General features: G+C 66.0%; 17 protein-coding genes. 6 read left to right on the forward strand and 11 right to left on the reverse strand.

Annotated elements, in window-relative coordinates:
- The first annotated feature begins 241 nt into the window (after positions 1 to 241).
- Entirely contained in the window at positions 242 to 1,306 is a 1,065-nt protein-coding gene (locus ABQ039_RS10310) for an SDR family oxidoreductase (protein ID WP_184609474.1), read from the forward strand.
- A 240-nt stretch (positions 1,307 to 1,546) separates the two neighbouring features.
- Here ABQ039_RS10310 and lolD read toward each other — a convergent pair whose 3' ends face one another.
- The 10 genes from lolD to ABQ039_RS10360 form a co-directional block, all read right to left on the reverse strand.
- Positions 1,547 to 2,281: a lipoprotein-releasing ABC transporter ATP-binding protein LolD gene (gene lolD, locus ABQ039_RS10315; RefSeq protein ID WP_039521716.1), complete on the reverse strand. Its 735-nt coding sequence runs from the start codon at positions 2,279 to 2,281 to the stop codon at positions 1,547 to 1,549.
- Entirely contained in the window at positions 2,274 to 3,515 is a 1,242-nt protein-coding gene (locus tag ABQ039_RS10320) for a lipoprotein-releasing ABC transporter permease subunit (protein ID WP_054592953.1), read from the reverse strand. Before ABQ039_RS10320 ends, lolD begins: the two co-directional genes overlap by 8 nt.
- 23 nt (positions 3,516 to 3,538) lie before the next feature.
- A complete protein-coding gene (locus ABQ039_RS10325; RefSeq protein ID WP_184609472.1) occupies positions 3,539 to 3,991 on the reverse strand; it encodes a protein YgfX in 453 nt (150 codons plus the stop codon).
- Positions 3,942 to 4,190 carry a succinate dehydrogenase assembly factor 2 gene (locus ABQ039_RS10330; RefSeq protein WP_016902588.1) on the reverse strand — a complete coding sequence of 83 codons (249 nt, stop codon included), beginning with the start codon at positions 4,188 to 4,190 and terminating at the stop codon, positions 3,942 to 3,944. The genes ABQ039_RS10325 and ABQ039_RS10330 overlap by 50 nt, the downstream gene beginning before the upstream one ends.
- A gap of 111 nt (positions 4,191 to 4,301) precedes the next feature.
- Positions 4,302 to 5,084, reverse strand: a complete 783-nt coding sequence (locus tag ABQ039_RS10335; protein WP_102256613.1) for a succinate dehydrogenase iron-sulfur subunit — start codon at positions 5,082 to 5,084, stop codon at positions 4,302 to 4,304.
- 16 nt (positions 5,085 to 5,100) lie between these two features.
- Entirely contained in the window at positions 5,101 to 5,310 is a 210-nt protein-coding gene (locus tag ABQ039_RS10340; protein WP_080959882.1) for a hypothetical protein, read from the reverse strand.
- 3 nt (positions 5,311 to 5,313) lie between these two features.
- Entirely contained in the window at positions 5,314 to 7,104 is a 1,791-nt protein-coding gene (gene sdhA / locus ABQ039_RS10345; RefSeq protein ID WP_039514416.1) for a succinate dehydrogenase flavoprotein subunit, read from the reverse strand.
- Between the two features lie 33 nt (positions 7,105 to 7,137).
- Positions 7,138 to 7,524, reverse strand: a complete 387-nt coding sequence (gene sdhD / locus ABQ039_RS10350) for a succinate dehydrogenase, hydrophobic membrane anchor protein (protein ID WP_016902592.1) — start codon at positions 7,522 to 7,524, stop codon at positions 7,138 to 7,140.
- A complete protein-coding gene (sdhC, locus tag ABQ039_RS10355; RefSeq protein WP_026064344.1) occupies positions 7,521 to 7,916 on the reverse strand; it encodes a succinate dehydrogenase, cytochrome b556 subunit in 396 nt (131 codons plus the stop codon). Before sdhC ends, sdhD begins: the two co-directional genes overlap by 4 nt.
- 56 nt (positions 7,917 to 7,972) lie before the next feature.
- On the reverse strand, positions 7,973 to 8,281 hold the full coding sequence (locus ABQ039_RS10360) for a DUF1674 domain-containing protein (RefSeq protein ID WP_228599687.1): 309 nt from the start codon (positions 8,279 to 8,281) through the stop codon (positions 7,973 to 7,975).
- Between ABQ039_RS10360 and ABQ039_RS10365 the strand changes: the two genes are divergently transcribed.
- Complete coding sequence (locus tag ABQ039_RS10365) at positions 8,183 to 9,073, forward strand: folate-binding protein YgfZ (protein WP_184609470.1); 891 nt, start codon at positions 8,183 to 8,185, stop codon at positions 9,071 to 9,073. The two genes, ABQ039_RS10360 and ABQ039_RS10365, sit on opposite strands and share 99 nt — an antisense overlap.
- Here ABQ039_RS10365 and ABQ039_RS10370 read toward each other — a convergent pair.
- The gene (locus ABQ039_RS10370; protein ID WP_016902595.1) at positions 9,070 to 10,158 is read right to left on the reverse strand and encodes an ABC transporter ATP-binding protein; all 1,089 of its coding nucleotides are present in this window, start codon (positions 10,156 to 10,158) and stop codon (positions 9,070 to 9,072) included. The two genes, ABQ039_RS10365 and ABQ039_RS10370, sit on opposite strands and share 4 nt — an antisense overlap.
- Positions 10,159 to 10,579: 421 nt before the next feature.
- Between ABQ039_RS10370 and zwf the strand changes: the two genes are divergently transcribed.
- From zwf to edd, 4 genes are all read left to right on the forward strand, one after another.
- Positions 10,580 to 12,010: a glucose-6-phosphate dehydrogenase gene (gene zwf, locus ABQ039_RS10375; RefSeq protein ID WP_016902596.1), complete on the forward strand. Its 1,431-nt coding sequence runs from the start codon at positions 10,580 to 10,582 to the stop codon at positions 12,008 to 12,010.
- Positions 12,007 to 13,014, forward strand: coding sequence for a glucokinase (gene glk, locus ABQ039_RS10380; protein WP_016902597.1), 1,008 nt, complete (start codon positions 12,007 to 12,009; stop codon positions 13,012 to 13,014). The genes zwf and glk overlap by 4 nt, the downstream gene beginning before the upstream one ends.
- Positions 13,011 to 13,730: a 6-phosphogluconolactonase gene (gene pgl / locus ABQ039_RS10385; protein ID WP_054592947.1), complete on the forward strand. Its 720-nt coding sequence runs from the start codon at positions 13,011 to 13,013 to the stop codon at positions 13,728 to 13,730. The genes glk and pgl overlap by 4 nt, the downstream gene beginning before the upstream one ends.
- Before the next feature lie 95 nt (positions 13,731 to 13,825).
- The gene (gene edd / locus ABQ039_RS10390; RefSeq protein WP_024938694.1) at positions 13,826 to 15,742 is read left to right on the forward strand and encodes a phosphogluconate dehydratase; all 1,917 of its coding nucleotides are present in this window, start codon (positions 13,826 to 13,828) and stop codon (positions 15,740 to 15,742) included.
- Positions 15,743 to 15,787: the final 45 nt, after the last annotated feature.

Here is a 15,787-nt window from a genome sequence, read left to right on the forward strand (position 1 = left end):
ATCCACCGACTCAAGTTAGACCAGCGCCTGCGTCGGGCACAGCCGCGAGCGGCGCATTGCGCGGTAGGAATAAGACTGCGCCTGCCGTGGTACATCCAGCCGGTGGAAGGTGCTGCCGCACGCGTGCAATGCGCCGGGCAGGACAGCGTGTGCAGGCCCCACAGCAACCGTATCAGCCTGCATTCGCCTCGATTTCATGACTGCCGCGCTATGTTCGCCACTGTTTCTGAGGAGCTTCCCCATGCGTAAAGGCACTGCACTGATTGTCGGCGTGACCGGCATTTCCGGTTACAACCTCGCCAATGTCCTGGTGGCCGATGGCTGGACCGTCTATGGCCTGGCACGGCGCTCGCTGCCTCAGGACGGCGTGGTCCCGCTTGCGGCCGATCTGCTGGATGCCGACAGCACCAGCACCGCGCTGCGTGGCCTGCCGATCACCCACGTGTTCTTCTGCACCTGGACACGGCGCGACACCGAGCGCGAGAACGTCGAAGCCAACGGCGCGATGATGCGGCATCTGTGCGAAGCGCTGAGCGATGCGCCGCTGCAGCACATGGCGCTGGTCACCGGTACCAAGCATTACCTGGGCGCGTTCGAGAACTACGGCAGCGGCAAGGCGGAAACGCCGTTCCGCGAAAGCGAGCCGCGCCAGCCCGGCGAGAACTTCTACTACACGCTGGAAGACCTGTTGTTCGCACACGCCGAGCAGCATGGCTTCGGCTGGAGCGTGCATCGCTCGCACACCATGATCGGCATGGCCAATGGCAGCAATGCGATGAACATGGGCGTCACGCTGGCGGTGTATGCATCGCTATGCAAGCACACCGGCCAGCCATTCGTGTTTCCCGGCTCGCAGGCGCAGTGGAACAGCCTCACCGACCTGACCGATGCCGGCCTGCTCGGCAAGCAGCTGGCCTGGGCCGGCCTGAGCCCGGCCGCACGCAATCAGGCCTTCAACACCGTCAACGGCGATGTGTTCCGCTGGCGCTGGATGTGGAGCCAGATTGCCGACTTCTTCGGGCTCGACGCTGCGCCCTGCCCCGAGACCCCGCAGCCGCTGGAGGCACGCCTGAGCGAGACCGCGCCGGCAATATGGAGCGAGATCGCGAGCCAGCATGGCCTGGTGGAGGCCGACGTCAATCGATTGGCATCCTGGTGGCACACCGATGCCGACCTGGGCCGCGAGATCGAGTGCGTCAACGACATGACCAAGAGCCGCGAACTGGGCTTTACGGATTTCTACGACAGCCGTGCATCATTCCTGGAACTTTTCACGCGCCTGCGCGCGCTGCGCATCATTCCCTGATGCGTTGGGTCGTCGCCACACACGTGGCGGCGACCGTTCTTCCTGTCAACGCGCGTCCTGTCACCGCGAGCATCGGCGCGATGCTACGCGCGGGCATTGCGTGCTGAACGCGCATGTGTGGCGAACGCCGGTCGATGCATCACGCGAATGCACCCGTCACCAGCCCCAGGATCTTCAATCTGAGACCGCGGGTTCAACACCGCCCAGCCGCCAGGAATTCCGACGGCCAGGCAGTGCTTCTCACACCGCAGAAGGTGCCAGTTCGCGCAGCTTGCCCTGATGCAGCTCGAGCACGCGGTCCAGGCGCCGCGCCAGGCTGCGATCGTGCGTTACCAGGACCAGACTGGTGCGCTGTGCACGGTTGAGTTCCAGCATCAGCTCGAACACGGTCTCGGCGGTCTTGTCGTCCAGGTTGCCGGTGGGCTCATCGCCCAGCACGCAGCCTGGCTTGTTCACCAGCGCACGCGCCACCGCTGCACGCTGACGCTCGCCGCCGGACAACTCGCTCGGCTTGTGCTCGATGCGATGTCCGAGCCCGACCGATTCCAGCAACTGCAAGGCCTGCGCCCGCGCCACCGACACCTCTTTCCCGGACAGCAGCACCGGCATCATCACGTTTTCCAGCGCGGTGAATTCCGGCAGCAGATGATGGAACTGGTAGACGAAACCCAGCGCCTGATTGCGCAGCTTGCCGCGCTCGCCATCGGACAACGCCGACATGCGCCGGCCGGCCACGTACACCTCGCCGGAGGTCGGGATGTCCAAGCCGCCGAGTAGATGCAGCAGCGTGCTCTTGCCCGCCCCCGAGGCGCCGACAATGGCCACGGTTTCGCCGGTCGCCACGGTCAGATCCAGCCCGTCGAACACCGGCGTGCGCATTTTGCCTTCGGCGTAGGTCTTGGCCAGACCCTCGGCGCGGATCACCGCCTCTGCTTGGTTTGGCGTTTGCACAGCCGATTCCCTGATCTCATTCATAACGCAGCGCCTCCGCCGGCTGCGTGCGCGAGGCGCGCCATGCCGGATACAAGGTCGCCAGGAAACTCATCACCAGCGCGACGACGGTGATCACCACCACGTCCTGGGTCTGCATGTCGGTCGGCAAGCCGGTGATGTAATACACGTCCTCGGGCAGCAGCTTGACGCTGAAGATCGTCTCGATCACGCCCAGGATGCGTTCCAGGTTGAGCGTCAGCACGATGCCGCCGATCACGCCCATGATCGTGCCCATGAAGCCGATCAACGAACCCTGCACCATGAACACCTGCATCACCCCCGCAGGCGACAGGCCCAGGGTGCGCAGGATGGCGATATCGGCCTGCTTGTCGGTGACCAGCATGACCTGCGAGGACACCAGGTTGAACGCGCCCATCGCCACGATCAGCGACAGCAGGATGCCCATCACGGTCTTTTCCATCTTCAACGAGTGGTAGAGATTGGCGTTCTCCTGGGTCCAGTCGCTGACCCGGTACGGGCCATGCAACTTCACCGCCAGATCGCGCGCCACCGGCCAGGCCTGATCCATGTCGTGCAGGCGCAGCCGCACGCCGGTGACGCCGTCCATGCGCAACACGCGCGCCAGGTCCTGCATGTTGACCACGGCCAGGCCGCGGTCGATCTCGTTGTAGCCCGCCTCGAAGATTCCGCTGACGGTGAAGCGCTTGAGCCGCGGCATCGCGCCCAGCGGCGTGGCCTGGGTATCGCTGAGCAGCACCACGATGCTGTCGCCCATGTCCACGCCCAGCCACAGCGCAAGCTCCTTGCCGATGACAATGTTGTAGGAGCCCGGGGTCAGGCTGTCGACCGACCCCTGCTGCATCTTCTTGGCCAGTACCGATACCTTGCCCTCTTCGGCAGGAACGATGCCGCGCACGATCGCCGGCTGCTTGCGCGGGCCCTGCAGCAGCGATTCGGTTTCGATGTACGGCGCGGCACCGGCGATGCGCGGATCGGCCATGGCGACCTCGACTGCATGTTGCCAGTCGTGCATCGGCGCGCCATCCGCACTGACCGTGGCATGCGCGGCCATCTGCAGCAGGCGGTCGCGGATTTCCTTCTGGAAACCGCTCATCACCGCCAGCGTGGTGATCAGCACGGTCACGCCCAGGGCAATGCCCAGGATCGATGCCATCGAGATAAACGAGATGAAGCCATTGCGCCGCTTGGCACGCAGGTAGCGCAAGCCGATGGCAACCGGGATAGGTTTGAACATGCGGTTCAACCAGGAAAGGGACGCTATGGTGCCACTTGCGGCCGCCGGGACGAAATGGCGTGTGCCTGAGCGGCCAGACGCAGTTCACGTCGCTGCGCTGCGGGCAAGGTATCCGGCCAGAAAAGTAGGCGTTGGCGACGTGCATCCGGGCCGGTCCACGCCATCACCGCGATCGGCCCGCGCCACGCCACCTGCAGGCCCTGCACCTGCACACCGTCAACGCTGGCAGGCGTTTCGCTCCAGGGCACGATCACTTCCCGTGCTGACGAGCGCAACAGCAGGCGCAGCGATCGTCCACCGGTCAACACCGTATAGACGGACAACAGCATCGCCAGCCATGGCGGTGCCCCGCTCCGCCAGAGTGCCAACAATGCGAGCGCGCTCAGCACGCCCAGTGCGCAAGCAAGCCCGCGCGATGGGCGCCATTCAAGCCGGCATGGCGCGAATATCGGCGATGAGTGCGGCGTTGACGGCATCGGGGCAGGCCTCGTATCCCATGAACCAGCGCCACAACTTATCGTCTTCGCAATCCAGCAGCTGTAGGAAAACCGCGCGCTCGGATTCGGAAGCCTGCGCCCAGCGTTGATCCAGATAGCGCCCGAACAATTGATCGAGCTCGCGCATGCCGCGCCGGCAACGCCAGCGCAGTTTCTTCAACAGGGTTTCTTCATCCATCTCACTCTCCAGCTCGCCTTGCCGGCGCCGAAAACGACAGCGGCACCAGACCAAGGGCCGGTGCCGCTGTGAACCATCTCCCCGCCAACGCGGGCCCGCATTGCGCTGCGATCAGGCGCGACGCGCCATCATCAGCTTCTTGATCTCGGCAATCGCCAGCGCCGGGTTCAGGCCCTTGGGGCAGGTCCGCGCGCAGTTCATGATGGTGTGGCAGCGATACAGCTTGAACGGGTCTTCCAGGTCGTCCAGGCGCGCACCGGTGTCCTCGTCGCGCGAATCGATGATCCAGCGATACGCCTGCAGCAGGATCGCCGGGCCCAGATAGCGCTCGCCATTCCACCAGTAGCTCGGGCAACTGGTCGAGCAGCAGGCGCACAGGATGCACTCGTACAGGCCATCAAGCTTGCGGCGGTCTTCCGGCGACTGCAGGCGCTCGCGGTCCGGCGGCGGCGGGGTCTGGGTACGGATCCACGGCTTGATCGACGCGTACTGCGCGTAGAAGTGCGTCAGATCCGGCACCAGGTCCTTGATCACGCTCATGTGCGGCAGCGGGTAGATCGGCACCTCGGCCTTGCCGCAGGCGGCAATCGCCTTGGTGCAGGCCAGCGTGTTGGTGCCGTCGATGTTCATCGCGCACGAGCCGCAGATGCCCTCGCGGCAGGAGCGACGGAACGCCAGCGTCGGGTCGATCTCGTTCTTGATCTTGATCAGCGCGTCCAACACCATCGGGCCGCACTTGTCGAGATCGATCTCATAGCTGTCGGTACGCGGGTTGGCGTCGCCATCCGGATCCCAGCGGTAGACCTTGAAGGTGCGCGTGTTCTTGGCGCCCTGTGCAGGGTAATGCTTGCCCTTGCCGATCTTTGAATTCTTGGGGAGGGTGAACTCTGCCATAGCTGCTCTCGTTGGCTCAGGCGATGCGCGGTGCGAACGACAACCGCACCGTGCGCATGAAGGTAAAGATGACGGATGCCACCGCCGCGGCGGTGGCGCAACCGCCGGCGGCATGCCGGCGTTGCCCCTGCGTCATGGGGCGATCCGGCTGTCGCGGTGCACGGCTGCGGTACCCGGACAGGCCGGCCAGCAGATGCAGGGCGAAAGCAGATCGATCCATGCGCATCGATCAGTAAACGCGCGGCTTCGGCGGGACCACGTCCACGTCCTTGCTCAGCGTGTACATGTGCACCGGACGATACTCGAACTCGCACTTGCCCTTGTCGTCGACGGTGACCAGCGTGTGCTTCTGCCAGTTGACGTCGTCGCGGTCCGGGAAGTCTTCGTGCGAATGCGCGCCGCGGCTCTCATGCCGCTGTTCGGCCGAGTTGATCGTCGCCACTGCATTGAGCAGCAGGTTGTTCAACTCGTAGGTTTCGATCAGATCCGAATTCCATACCAGCGAGCGGTCCGAGACCTTGACGTCTTCGAAGCTGGCAAAGATCTCGGCCATCTTGTCGACGCCCTCTTTCAGCGTCTTGCTGGTACGGAACACCGCCGCGTCCGACTGCATGGTGCGCTGCATGTTGTCGCGGATCACCGAGGTCGGCGTGGAGCCGTTGGCGTAGCGCAGCTTGTCCAGCAGGCCCAGCGCCTTTTCGCAGGCATCGGACGGCAATGTCTTGTGCGGCTGGTTGGGCTTGACCGTCTCGGCGCAGCGGTTTGCCACCGCACGGCCGAATACCACCAGATCCAGCAGCGAGTTGGAACCCAGGCGGTTGGCGCCGTGCACCGACACGCAGGCAGCTTCGCCGATCGCATACAGGCCCGGCACGACCGCATCCGGGTTGTCGCCCTGCTTGCGCACGACTTCGCCATAGAAGTTGGTCGGAATGCCGCCCATGTTGTAGTGCACGGTCGGCAACACCGGAATCGGCTGCTTGGTCACGTCCACACCGGCAAAGATATGCGCGCTCTCGGCGATACCGGGCAGCTTCTCGTTGATCACTTCCGGGCCGAGGTGGGTCAGGTCGAGCAGGATGTGATCCTTGTGCTCGCCCACGCCACGGCCTTCGCGGATCTCCACGGTCATCGAGCGCGATACCACGTCGCGCGATGCCAGATCCTTGTAATGCGGTGCATAGCGCTCCATGAAGCGCTCGCCGTTGCTGTTGCGCAGGATGCCGCCTTCGCCACGCACGCCCTCGGTGATCAGGCAGCCCGCACCGTAGATACCGGTGGGATGGAATTGCACGAACTCCATGTCCTGCACCGGCAGGCCGGCACGCATCACCAGGCCGCCGCCGTCACCGGTACAGGTGTGGGCGGAGGTGGCGCTGAAGTAGGCACGGCCATAGCCGCCGGTGGCCAGCACCACGCCGTGGGCGCGGAACAGATGCAAGCTGCCATCGGCCATATCCAGCGCCAGCACGCCGCGGCAGACGCCTTCCTCGTCGAAGATCAGGTCGAGTGCGAAGTACTCGATCATGAAGCGTGCGTTGTGCGCCAGCGACTGCTGGTACAGCGTGTGCAGCATCGCGTGACCGGTACGGTCGGCCGCCGCGCAGGTGCGCTGCGCGGACGGGCCTTCGCCGTACTTGGTGGTCATGCCGCCGAACGGGCGCTGGTAAATCTTGCCCTCTTCGGTACGCGAGAACGGCACGCCGTAGTGCTCGAGCTCAATGATGGCCGGGATCGCCTCACGGCACATGTACTCGATCGCGTCCTGGTCGCCCAGCCAATCGGAGCCCTTGATGGTGTCGTAGAAGTGGTAGCGCCAGTCGTCTTCGCCCATGTTGCCGAGCGCGGCCGAGATGCCGCCCTGCGCCGCAACGGTATGCGAGCGGGTCGGGAAGACCTTGGTCAGGCAGACCGTCTGCAGGCCCTTCTGGGCCAGGCCGAACGTGGCGCGCAGGCCGGCGCCGCCGGCGCCCACCACGACCATGTCGTACTTGTGTTCTGTGATCTTGTAAGCGGACATCGAATTATGGATTCCTGTTTGGTCGCGGACGACTCAGCTGATGCCCAGCGCAATACGCGCCACGGCAAACACGCTGACGATGGCGCCCAGCACGGCGACGAAGCGCACGATGGTCTGCGCAGCAAGCGCGAGCAGCGAGTTGTGCACGTAATCTTCCAGCACCACCTGCATGCCCAGCTGCGCATGCCAGAACGAGGCGATCAGGAAGCCGACCAACAGGATCGCGTTCCAGGGCTTGGCCACGGCAGCGCTGGCCGCAGCGTGATCGGCACCGATCAGGCTCAGCACGAAGATCAGGAACCAGATCGACAGCGGCACCAGGGCGGTGGCGGTCAGGCGCTGCACCACGAAGTGCTCGGTGCCGGTCTTGGCGGCACCCAGGCCACGCACGTTCTTCAGCGGGGTACGGTAGCGGTTCATACGGCACCTCCGGCCAGCAGTACATAGGCCCAGATCGCAGCGGTGAGCACGAAGCTCAGGATTAGCGACAACCAGCCAAGACTGACGAACGAGCGCACTGCATAGCCCTGTCCGAAGTCCTGCATGATGTGGCGCAGTCCACCGAACAGGTGGAACGCGAAGCACCAGGTCCAGCCGAACAGGAAAACCTGGCCGTACCAGGCGCCTGCGTGCTCGCGGAAACAATTCCAGTGGTCGGGGCCGAGCATCAATGTCAGCAAGGCGGCAGCAATCGCCAGGGCGCCGATGGACAGTACGATGCCAGTGGCTCGATTGAGAATCGAGGTCACCATCTGTATCTGCCAGCGGTACACCTGGAGATGCGGGGAAAGAGGACGTTCGCGGATCGCCATTCGCTGGGCTCGTTTTCTCGGCTGGGCGGCACTAGACCGCTGTGGCTAAAAGCTGCTCAAAAATCGATGCAGCGTCCATTTTTTTCCCAGTCGCCGTAGCGCGTTGGCTCGGGGCCGTCGCGTCCACCAATCTCCTTGGGCAGTGGCTGCTTCTCGGGAAGATGCTCCTGAGGAGAAGGCTGCGTCTCGGAATCCTGCGCTGGGGTGGGGGTTGGATGGCCTATCATAGTGGTCTCACAACATTGCGATTTTAGTCCTCCCCTTCCATGGCTGACAACCTGAATCTTATTCCACAGGGTTTTGGCTCCCTGCACGACATGCAATACGTCCGCTTGATCGGGACGGATGCAGTGGCGTTCGCGCATGCGCAATTTGCCAACGACGTACAGGCGCTGGCGATCGGGCAGTGGCAGTGGAATGCGTGGTTGACGGCAAAGGGGCGCGTGATCGCCATCTTCGCACTCCTGCGTGAGGACGACACCCACCTGCTGATGCTGTTGCCCGATGGCAATGCGGCCGAGATCGCAACGCAACTCGGCCGTTTTGTGTTCCGACGCAAGCTCAAGATCGGCGTGGCGGCGCTTTCGGCGTTTGGCGGCCTTGCCGCGCCCGCCCGCGCCCAGGGCGCGCAGGCCGATATCGGAACGCAGCGTATCGAATTGGACCTGGGCAGCCCTGCCCTGCCGCGCACGCTGGTGTTGCTGACGAACGATGAGGCATTGGCCGCGCCTATCGAAGTACCGCGCATGGACGCCGAGTGGCGCCGTACGGACCTGCAACTGGGGCTGGCGCGCCTGCCCGATGCGCAACGTGAGCAGTGGACGCCGCAGCAGCTGGCGCTGGATCGCCTGCAGGCCTTCAGCGTCAAAAAGGGCTGCTATCCGGGCCAGGAGATCGTGGCGCGGACGCATTTTCTGGGCAAGGCCAAGCGTGCGCTGCAGCTGTTGCAGGTCGATGCCGTTGGCAGCGATTCGCTGGTCGAGGCCGGCCAGGCCGTGCTGCTGGGCGATGCCACCGTCGGCACGCTGGTCAGCGTGACGGGCGATCTTGCGCTGGCGGTGTTGCCGCTGGAGCTGACCCTGGAAGCCGACGCCGTGCTGCAGGCGGGCGCGCATGCCGCCCGCCCGCTTGCGTTCGTGCAGGGGCTGGCGCGTTAGGCCAGCGCCAGCCGTTCGCCGCTGGCCGGGTCGAAGAAGTGCAGCGCCTCGCTGCGCAGTGCCAGGCGCAGATGCTCCCCCACCGCCGGCAGGGCCTGCGGCGCGACCCGGATCACCAGCGGCTGGCCGCCGCGGTCGAGATTGAGGAAGATCTCGTTGCCGACCGGCTCGATCACATCGATACGCGCGTCAAAGCCCAGCGCGGCGTCGTTTGACGGCTGCAGATGCTCCGGACGCACGCCGACGATGACCTCGCGACCGAACCAGCTGCGCTCGACCCGCGCCGCACCCAGCGGCACGCGCCAGCCATCGGCCATGACCAGATGCAGGCCGTCCTGCTCATCCAGGCGCCCCTGCAGCACGTTCATCGCCGGGCTGCCGAGGAATCCGGCCACGAACAGATTGGCCGGGCGGTCGTACAGCGCCATCGGGCTGTCGATCTGTTGGATCACCCCATCCTTGAGCACCACGATGCGCTGGCCCAGCGTCATCGCCTCGACCTGATCGTGGGTGACGTAGATCATCGTGGTGCCGAGCTTGCGATGCAGCTGCGCGATCTCGGTACGCACGCTGTGGCGCAGCTTGGCATCCAGATTGGACAGCGGCTCGTCGAGCAAGAACACCGACGACTCGCGCACCATCGCCCGCCCCAGCGCCACGCGCTGACGCTGGCCGCCGGACATCGCCTTGGGCAGCTTGTCGAGCATCGGGGTCAGCCCCAGCAGCTCGGCGGCGTTGTTGACGCGCTCGGCGATGACCTGCTTGGGGTGGCCGCGCAGCTTGAGCCCGAAGGCCAGGTTCTCGGCCACGGTCATGTGCGGGTAGAGCGCATAGCTCTGGAACACCATGGCGATGTCGCGGTCCTTGGGGGCCACGTCGTTGACCACGCGCTCGCCGATCTTCAACGTGCCGGCACTGATGTCCTCGAGCCCGGCAATCATGCGCAACAGGGTCGACTTGCCGCAGCCGGACGGACCGACCAGCACCATCAGCTCGCCATCGGCGACCTCGAAGCTCGCACCCTGCACCGCGACCTGGCCGTTCTCGTAGACCTTGCGGACACCTTCCAACTGCACTTTCGCCATCTTCGGCCTCAACGTAAGTTGTGCGCCCTGCCCTCGGCCCTCCCGACGGCGGTGACGCCGCATGCGCCTGCAAGGAAATCCCCTGCAAACGAATGCATTGGTTTATTCTGACATGTAATCGTTTTCACATGGCAACATCGATCTCGGGAGGGACCATGCCGCCACCGACCCAAGCCGCTGTCTCAAGCGGTGCAGCCTACCTTGCGAGGCCCGCCATTCGGCCACGCATGTGCAGGTCAACCGCCGCGGCGCTAACCGCTGACGGCCACTTGCTGCAACAATCGGGGATTGGGCGTGCGCGTCCATCCCCCGCTGCGCGCACGCCAGTGTCGCTCAGGAACAGACATACCGACCGCCGGCTGTCCGGCGCCTTTCCGACCAGCTGCTGATCACGATGTCTCCAGAATCTGAAATTCGGTCCATGCACAACACCCTGATCCTGTTCGGCGCCACCGGCGATCTCGCCCAGCGCTATCTCTTCCCGTCCCTGCTGCGATTGTTCGTCGATGGCCTGCTGCCGGAGGATTTCCGTATCCGTGCGCTGGCATTGTCGCCGCACGACACCGAGGCGTTCCGCGAGGTCCTGCGCCCGCGCCTGGCCGCCGCGCTGCCGATCGCCACGCCCGAGCAGATCGAAACGCTGCTGCAGCGGGTCGACTATCGCTCGGTGGATCTGCGCGATGCCGAGTCGGTGGCCAATGCCGTACGCGAGCTGGCCAGCCGCCAGTGCGTGAGCTACCTGGCGATTCCGCCGGGCCTGTACATCAGCACCTGCCAGGGCCTGGCCCTGGGCGGCGCGCTGGCTGCGCCGCACCGGCTGATGCTGGAAAAGCCGATCGGCCACGACTCGGACAGCGCCCGCGAGATCCTGCAGTCGATCGGCGCGCTGATCGACGAAGACCGCGTGTTCCGCCTGGACCACTACCTGGGCAAGGCGGCGGTGCAGAACCTGATCGCCCTGCGCTTCGGCAATACGTTGCTGGAAGCGGTGTGGAACCGCACCTATATCGAGTCGGTGCAGATCCTGGTGGCCGAGAGCGAAGGCGTGGATGGGCGCGATGCCTACTACGCGCGCTCCGGCGCGCTGCGCGACATGGTGCAGAGTCACATCCTGCAGTTGTTGTGCCTGGTGGCGATGGAGCCGCCGGCCTCGCTGGAAGCCGATCGCATCCGCGACGAGAAGGTCAAGGTGCTGCGCGCCCTGCGCCCGATGACCGCCGAGCATGCCGCCCACGACAGCGTGCGTGGCCGCTACACCGCCGGCAGCATCAACGGCCAGCCGGCGCAGGCCTATCACCCGCCGGAAGGCAGTGACGTGGAAACCTTCGTCGCGGTGACCGCGCATATCGACAACTGGCGCTGGGCCGGGGTGCCGTTCCACCTGTGCACCGGCAAGCGTCTGGCCGAGCGTTCCACCCGCATCGTGGTCACGCTCAAGCCGGTGACGCATTGGCTGTTCGAGCGCCCGGACCGGCAGAACGCGGTGCCCAACCGCCTGACCTTCCAACTGCAGCCGCAGGAAAACATCGAGCTCGGCCTGATGAGCAGCCTGGCCGGCCCGGAATGGGGCGCGATCGAACTGCAGCCGCTGGAACTGGAACTGTCGGTGCCGACCGGCCTGCACCGCCGCATCGCCTACGAGCGCCTGTTCGTGGATGCCTTCAACGGCAACCCGGCGCTGTTCGTACGCGACGACGAGGTCAAGGCCGCCTGGTCGTGGATCGACAGCGTCAGCGATGCGTGGAAAGACGCGCAGCTGCCGCTGCAGCCCTACCCGGCCGGCAGTTGGGGCCCCGATGCCGCGGCGCCCTTCCTGCCCCCGGCCACCGACGCACAGGGACACACCGCATGACCGCCCCTTCCAAGCCGGTGCTGGTTGCCGATATCGGCGGAACCAATGCGCGCTTCGCGCTGGCCGACGTCGACGCCTCGGTGCCGCTGCTGGATGACACCTCGCGCGAATTTGCGGTGGTCGATTTCGGTTCGCTCGGCGAAGCCGCGCGCTATTACCTCGACCAGATCGGCGTGCAGGCCACCCAGGGCGTGTTCGCCGTGGCCGGCCGCGTGGACGGCGACGAGGCGCGCATCACCAACCATCCGTGGGTGATCTCGCGCTCGCGCACCGCGGCGATGCTGGGCTTCAGCACCCTGCACCTGATCAACGACTTCGCCGCGCAGGCCATGGCGATCAGCCTGCTGCGCCCGCAGGACGTGGTGCAGGTCGGCGGCGCCAGCTGGCGGCCGGCGCCGATCGATCAGCCGCGCAACTACGGCGTGATCGGCCCGGGCACCGGGCTGGGCGTGGGTGGGCTGATCATCCGCAACGGGCGTTGCTTTCCGCTGGAAACCGAAGGTGGCCACGTCAGCTTCCCGCCCGGCACGCCGGAGGAGATCCGCATCCTGGAGATCCTTTCCGAGCAGTTCGGCCGGGTCTCCAACGAGCGCCTGATCTGCGGCCCGGGCCTGGTCAACATCCATCGCGCGCTCAGCGAGATCGCCGGGGTCGACCCGGGCCCGCTGCAGCCCAAGGACATCACCGCACGTGCGGCGGCGGGCGACCCGCGCTCGTCGCGCACCATCGATCTGTTCTGCGCCATCTTCGGCGCGATCGCCGGCGACATGGTGTTGATGCAGGGCGCCTGGGACGGCGTATTCCTCACCGGCGGGCTGGTGCCCAAGGTGCTGGATTCGCTGCAGCATTCCGGCTTCCGCCAGCGCTTCGAACACAAGGGACGCTTCTCCGCGATCATGTCGCGGGTGCCATCGCTGGCTGTCATGCACCCGCATGCCGGCCTGCTCGGCGCCGCCGCCTATGCGGTGGATGCGCAGCGTCAGCATCCAGGGGAGCAGCGATGAACCTGCAGGACAATCCGCGCATCACACTGGTGCGTTACGAAGACCCGGCCGAATGGACCGAGGCGGTGGCCAGCGAAATGGCCGACCTGCTGGAACAGGAGATTTCGCGCCGCGGCCAGGCGCGCATGCTGCTGTCAGGCGGCACCACCCCGGCGCCGGTGTACGAATCCCTCGCCCACCGCCCGCTGGACTGGTCGCGGGTGGAAGTGGGCCTGGTCGATGAGCGCTGGCTCTCGCCGCAGGATCAGGACAGCAACGCCTGGCTGGTCAATCACAGCTTTCTGACTCACGCATCGGCGGCGACCTTCATCCCGCTGGTGCGCCCGGGCAAGCAGTTGCCCGAGTGCGTGCACACCGCGAACCTGCAGGCCAGACACGCCGAGCCTGCGTGTCTGGCGGTGCTGGGCATGGGCGGCGACGGACACACCGCCTCGCTGTTTCCGGGCTCGACCGACCTGAGCAAGGCACTGTCCAGCCCGCAGCCGTACGCGTCGCTGGATGCCACCGGCTGCCCCGGCGCGAATCAGTGGCCGCTGCGGATCACGCTGACACCGGCCGGACTGGCCGCCATCCCGACCCGCCTGCTGCTGTTGCGCGGCAAGCAGAAGCTGGACGTGCTGCAGGCTGCATTGGCTGGTGACGATGTCAGCGAGTATCCGATCCGCGTGGCGCTGCAGCCGCCGGGCCCGAAATTGCGGGTTCATTGGTGTGCGTGAGTGCGAGTCCCTCGCAAGAGCCCGCACATCCATGTGCGGGTATCTACGAAAAGAACAGCGTGATTACCTTCCCCGTTTCTCATAGCCGGTAGCCAATGAGCCTGCATCCGAACATCCAAGCTGTCACCGACCGTATCCGCAAGCGCAGCGCGCCGTCGCGCGCGGCGTATCTGGCCGGTCTCGATGCCGCCCTGCGCGAGGGTCCGTTCCGTAGCCGTTTGAGCTGCGGCAACCTGGCGCATGGTTTCGCCGCGTCCGAGCCGACCGACAAGTCGCGCCTGCGCGGTGCGGCCACGCCCAACCTGGGCATCATCACCGCCTACAACGACATGCTGTCGGCACACCAGCCGTTCGAGCATTACCCGCAGCTGATCCGCGACACCGCGCGTACGCTCGGTGCCACCGCGCAGGTGGCCGGCGGCGTGCCGGCGATGTGCGACGGCGTGACCCAGGGCCGCGCCGGCATGGAGCTGTCGCTGTTCTCGCGCGACAACATTGCCCAGGCCGCGGCGATCGGCCTCAGCCACGACATGTTCGACAGCGTGGTGTACCTGGGCGTGTGCGACAAGATCGTGCCGGGCCTGCTGATCGGCGCGCTGGCCTTCGGGCATCTGCCGGCGCTGTTCATGCCGGCCGGCCCGATGACGCCCGGCATTCCGAACAAGCAGAAGGCCGAAGTGCGCGAGCGCTACGCCGCCGGCGAAGCCACCCGCGCCGAACTGCTGGAAGCCGAGTCGTCCTCGTATCACTCGCCCGGCACCTGCACCTTCTACGGCACCGCCAATTCCAACCAGGTGTTGCTCGAGGCGATGGGCGTGCAGCTGCCCGGTGCCTCGTTCGTCAACCCGGAGCTGCAGTTGCGCGATGCGCTGACCCGTGAGGGCACCGCGCGTGCGCTGGCAATTTCTGCGCTGGGCCAGGACTTCCGTCCGTTCGGTCGCCTGATCGACGAGCGTGCCATCGTCAATGCCGTGGTCGCGCTGATGGCCACCGGTGGTTCGACCAATCACACCATCCACTGGATTGCGGTGGCGCGTGCGGCCGGCATCGTGCTGACCTGGGACGACATGGATCTGATCTCGCAGACCGTGCCGCTGCTGACCCGCATCTACCCCAACGGCGAAGCCGACGTGAACCGCTTCCAGGCCGCGGGCGGCACTGCCTTCGTGTTCCGCGAGCTGATGGACGCCGGGCTGATGCACGACGACTTGCCCACCGTGGTCGAAGGCGGCATGCGCGCCTATGCCAACGAGCCGCGCCTGCAAGACGGCAAGGTCGTCTACGTGCCCGGCACTGCAACCACCGCCGACGACAGCGTGGCGCGGCCGGTCAGCGCCGCATTCGAATCGCAGGGCGGCCTGCGCCTGCTGCGCGGCAACCTGGGCCGCTCGCTGATCAAGTTGTCGGCAGTCAAGCCGCAGCACCGTACGATCGAAGCGCCGGCAGTGGTGATCGACACGCCGCAGGTGCTCAACAAGCTGCACGCCGCCGGCGTGCTGCCGCACGATTTCGTGGTGGTGCTGCGTTACCAGGGCCCGCGTGCCAACGGCATGCCGGAACTGCATTCGATGGCGCCGTTGCTGGGTTTGCTGCAGAACCAGGGTCGGCGCGTGGCCTTGGTCACCGACGGCCGTCTGTCCGGTGCGTCGGGCAAGTTCCCGGCGGCGATCCACATGACGCCCGAAGCCGCACGCGGCGGTCCGATCGGGCGTGTGCGCGAAGGCGACATCGTGCGCCTGGACGGCGAAGCTGGCACGCTGGAAGTGCTGGTCTCGGCCGAAGAGTGGGCATCGCGCGAGGTCGCACCCAACACCTCGGTGGCGGGCAACGACCTGGGGCGCAACCTGTTCGCCATTAACCGCCAGGTGGTTGGCCCGGCCGACCAGGGCGCTATCTCGATTTCCTGCGGCCCGACCCGTCCGGACGGTGCGCTGTGGAGCTACGACGCCGAGTACGAACTCGGTGCCGATGCAGCCGCCGCCGCCGCACCGCACGAGTCCAAGGACGCCTGATTCCCCTTCCCTCTGCGCGACCGCCTCGCGGTCGCCGTCTAACGG

The organism is Xanthomonas sp. WHRI 6108 (genome assembly GCF_040202385.2).
GTDB lineage: Bacteria > Pseudomonadota > Gammaproteobacteria > Xanthomonadales > Xanthomonadaceae > Xanthomonas > Xanthomonas arboricola.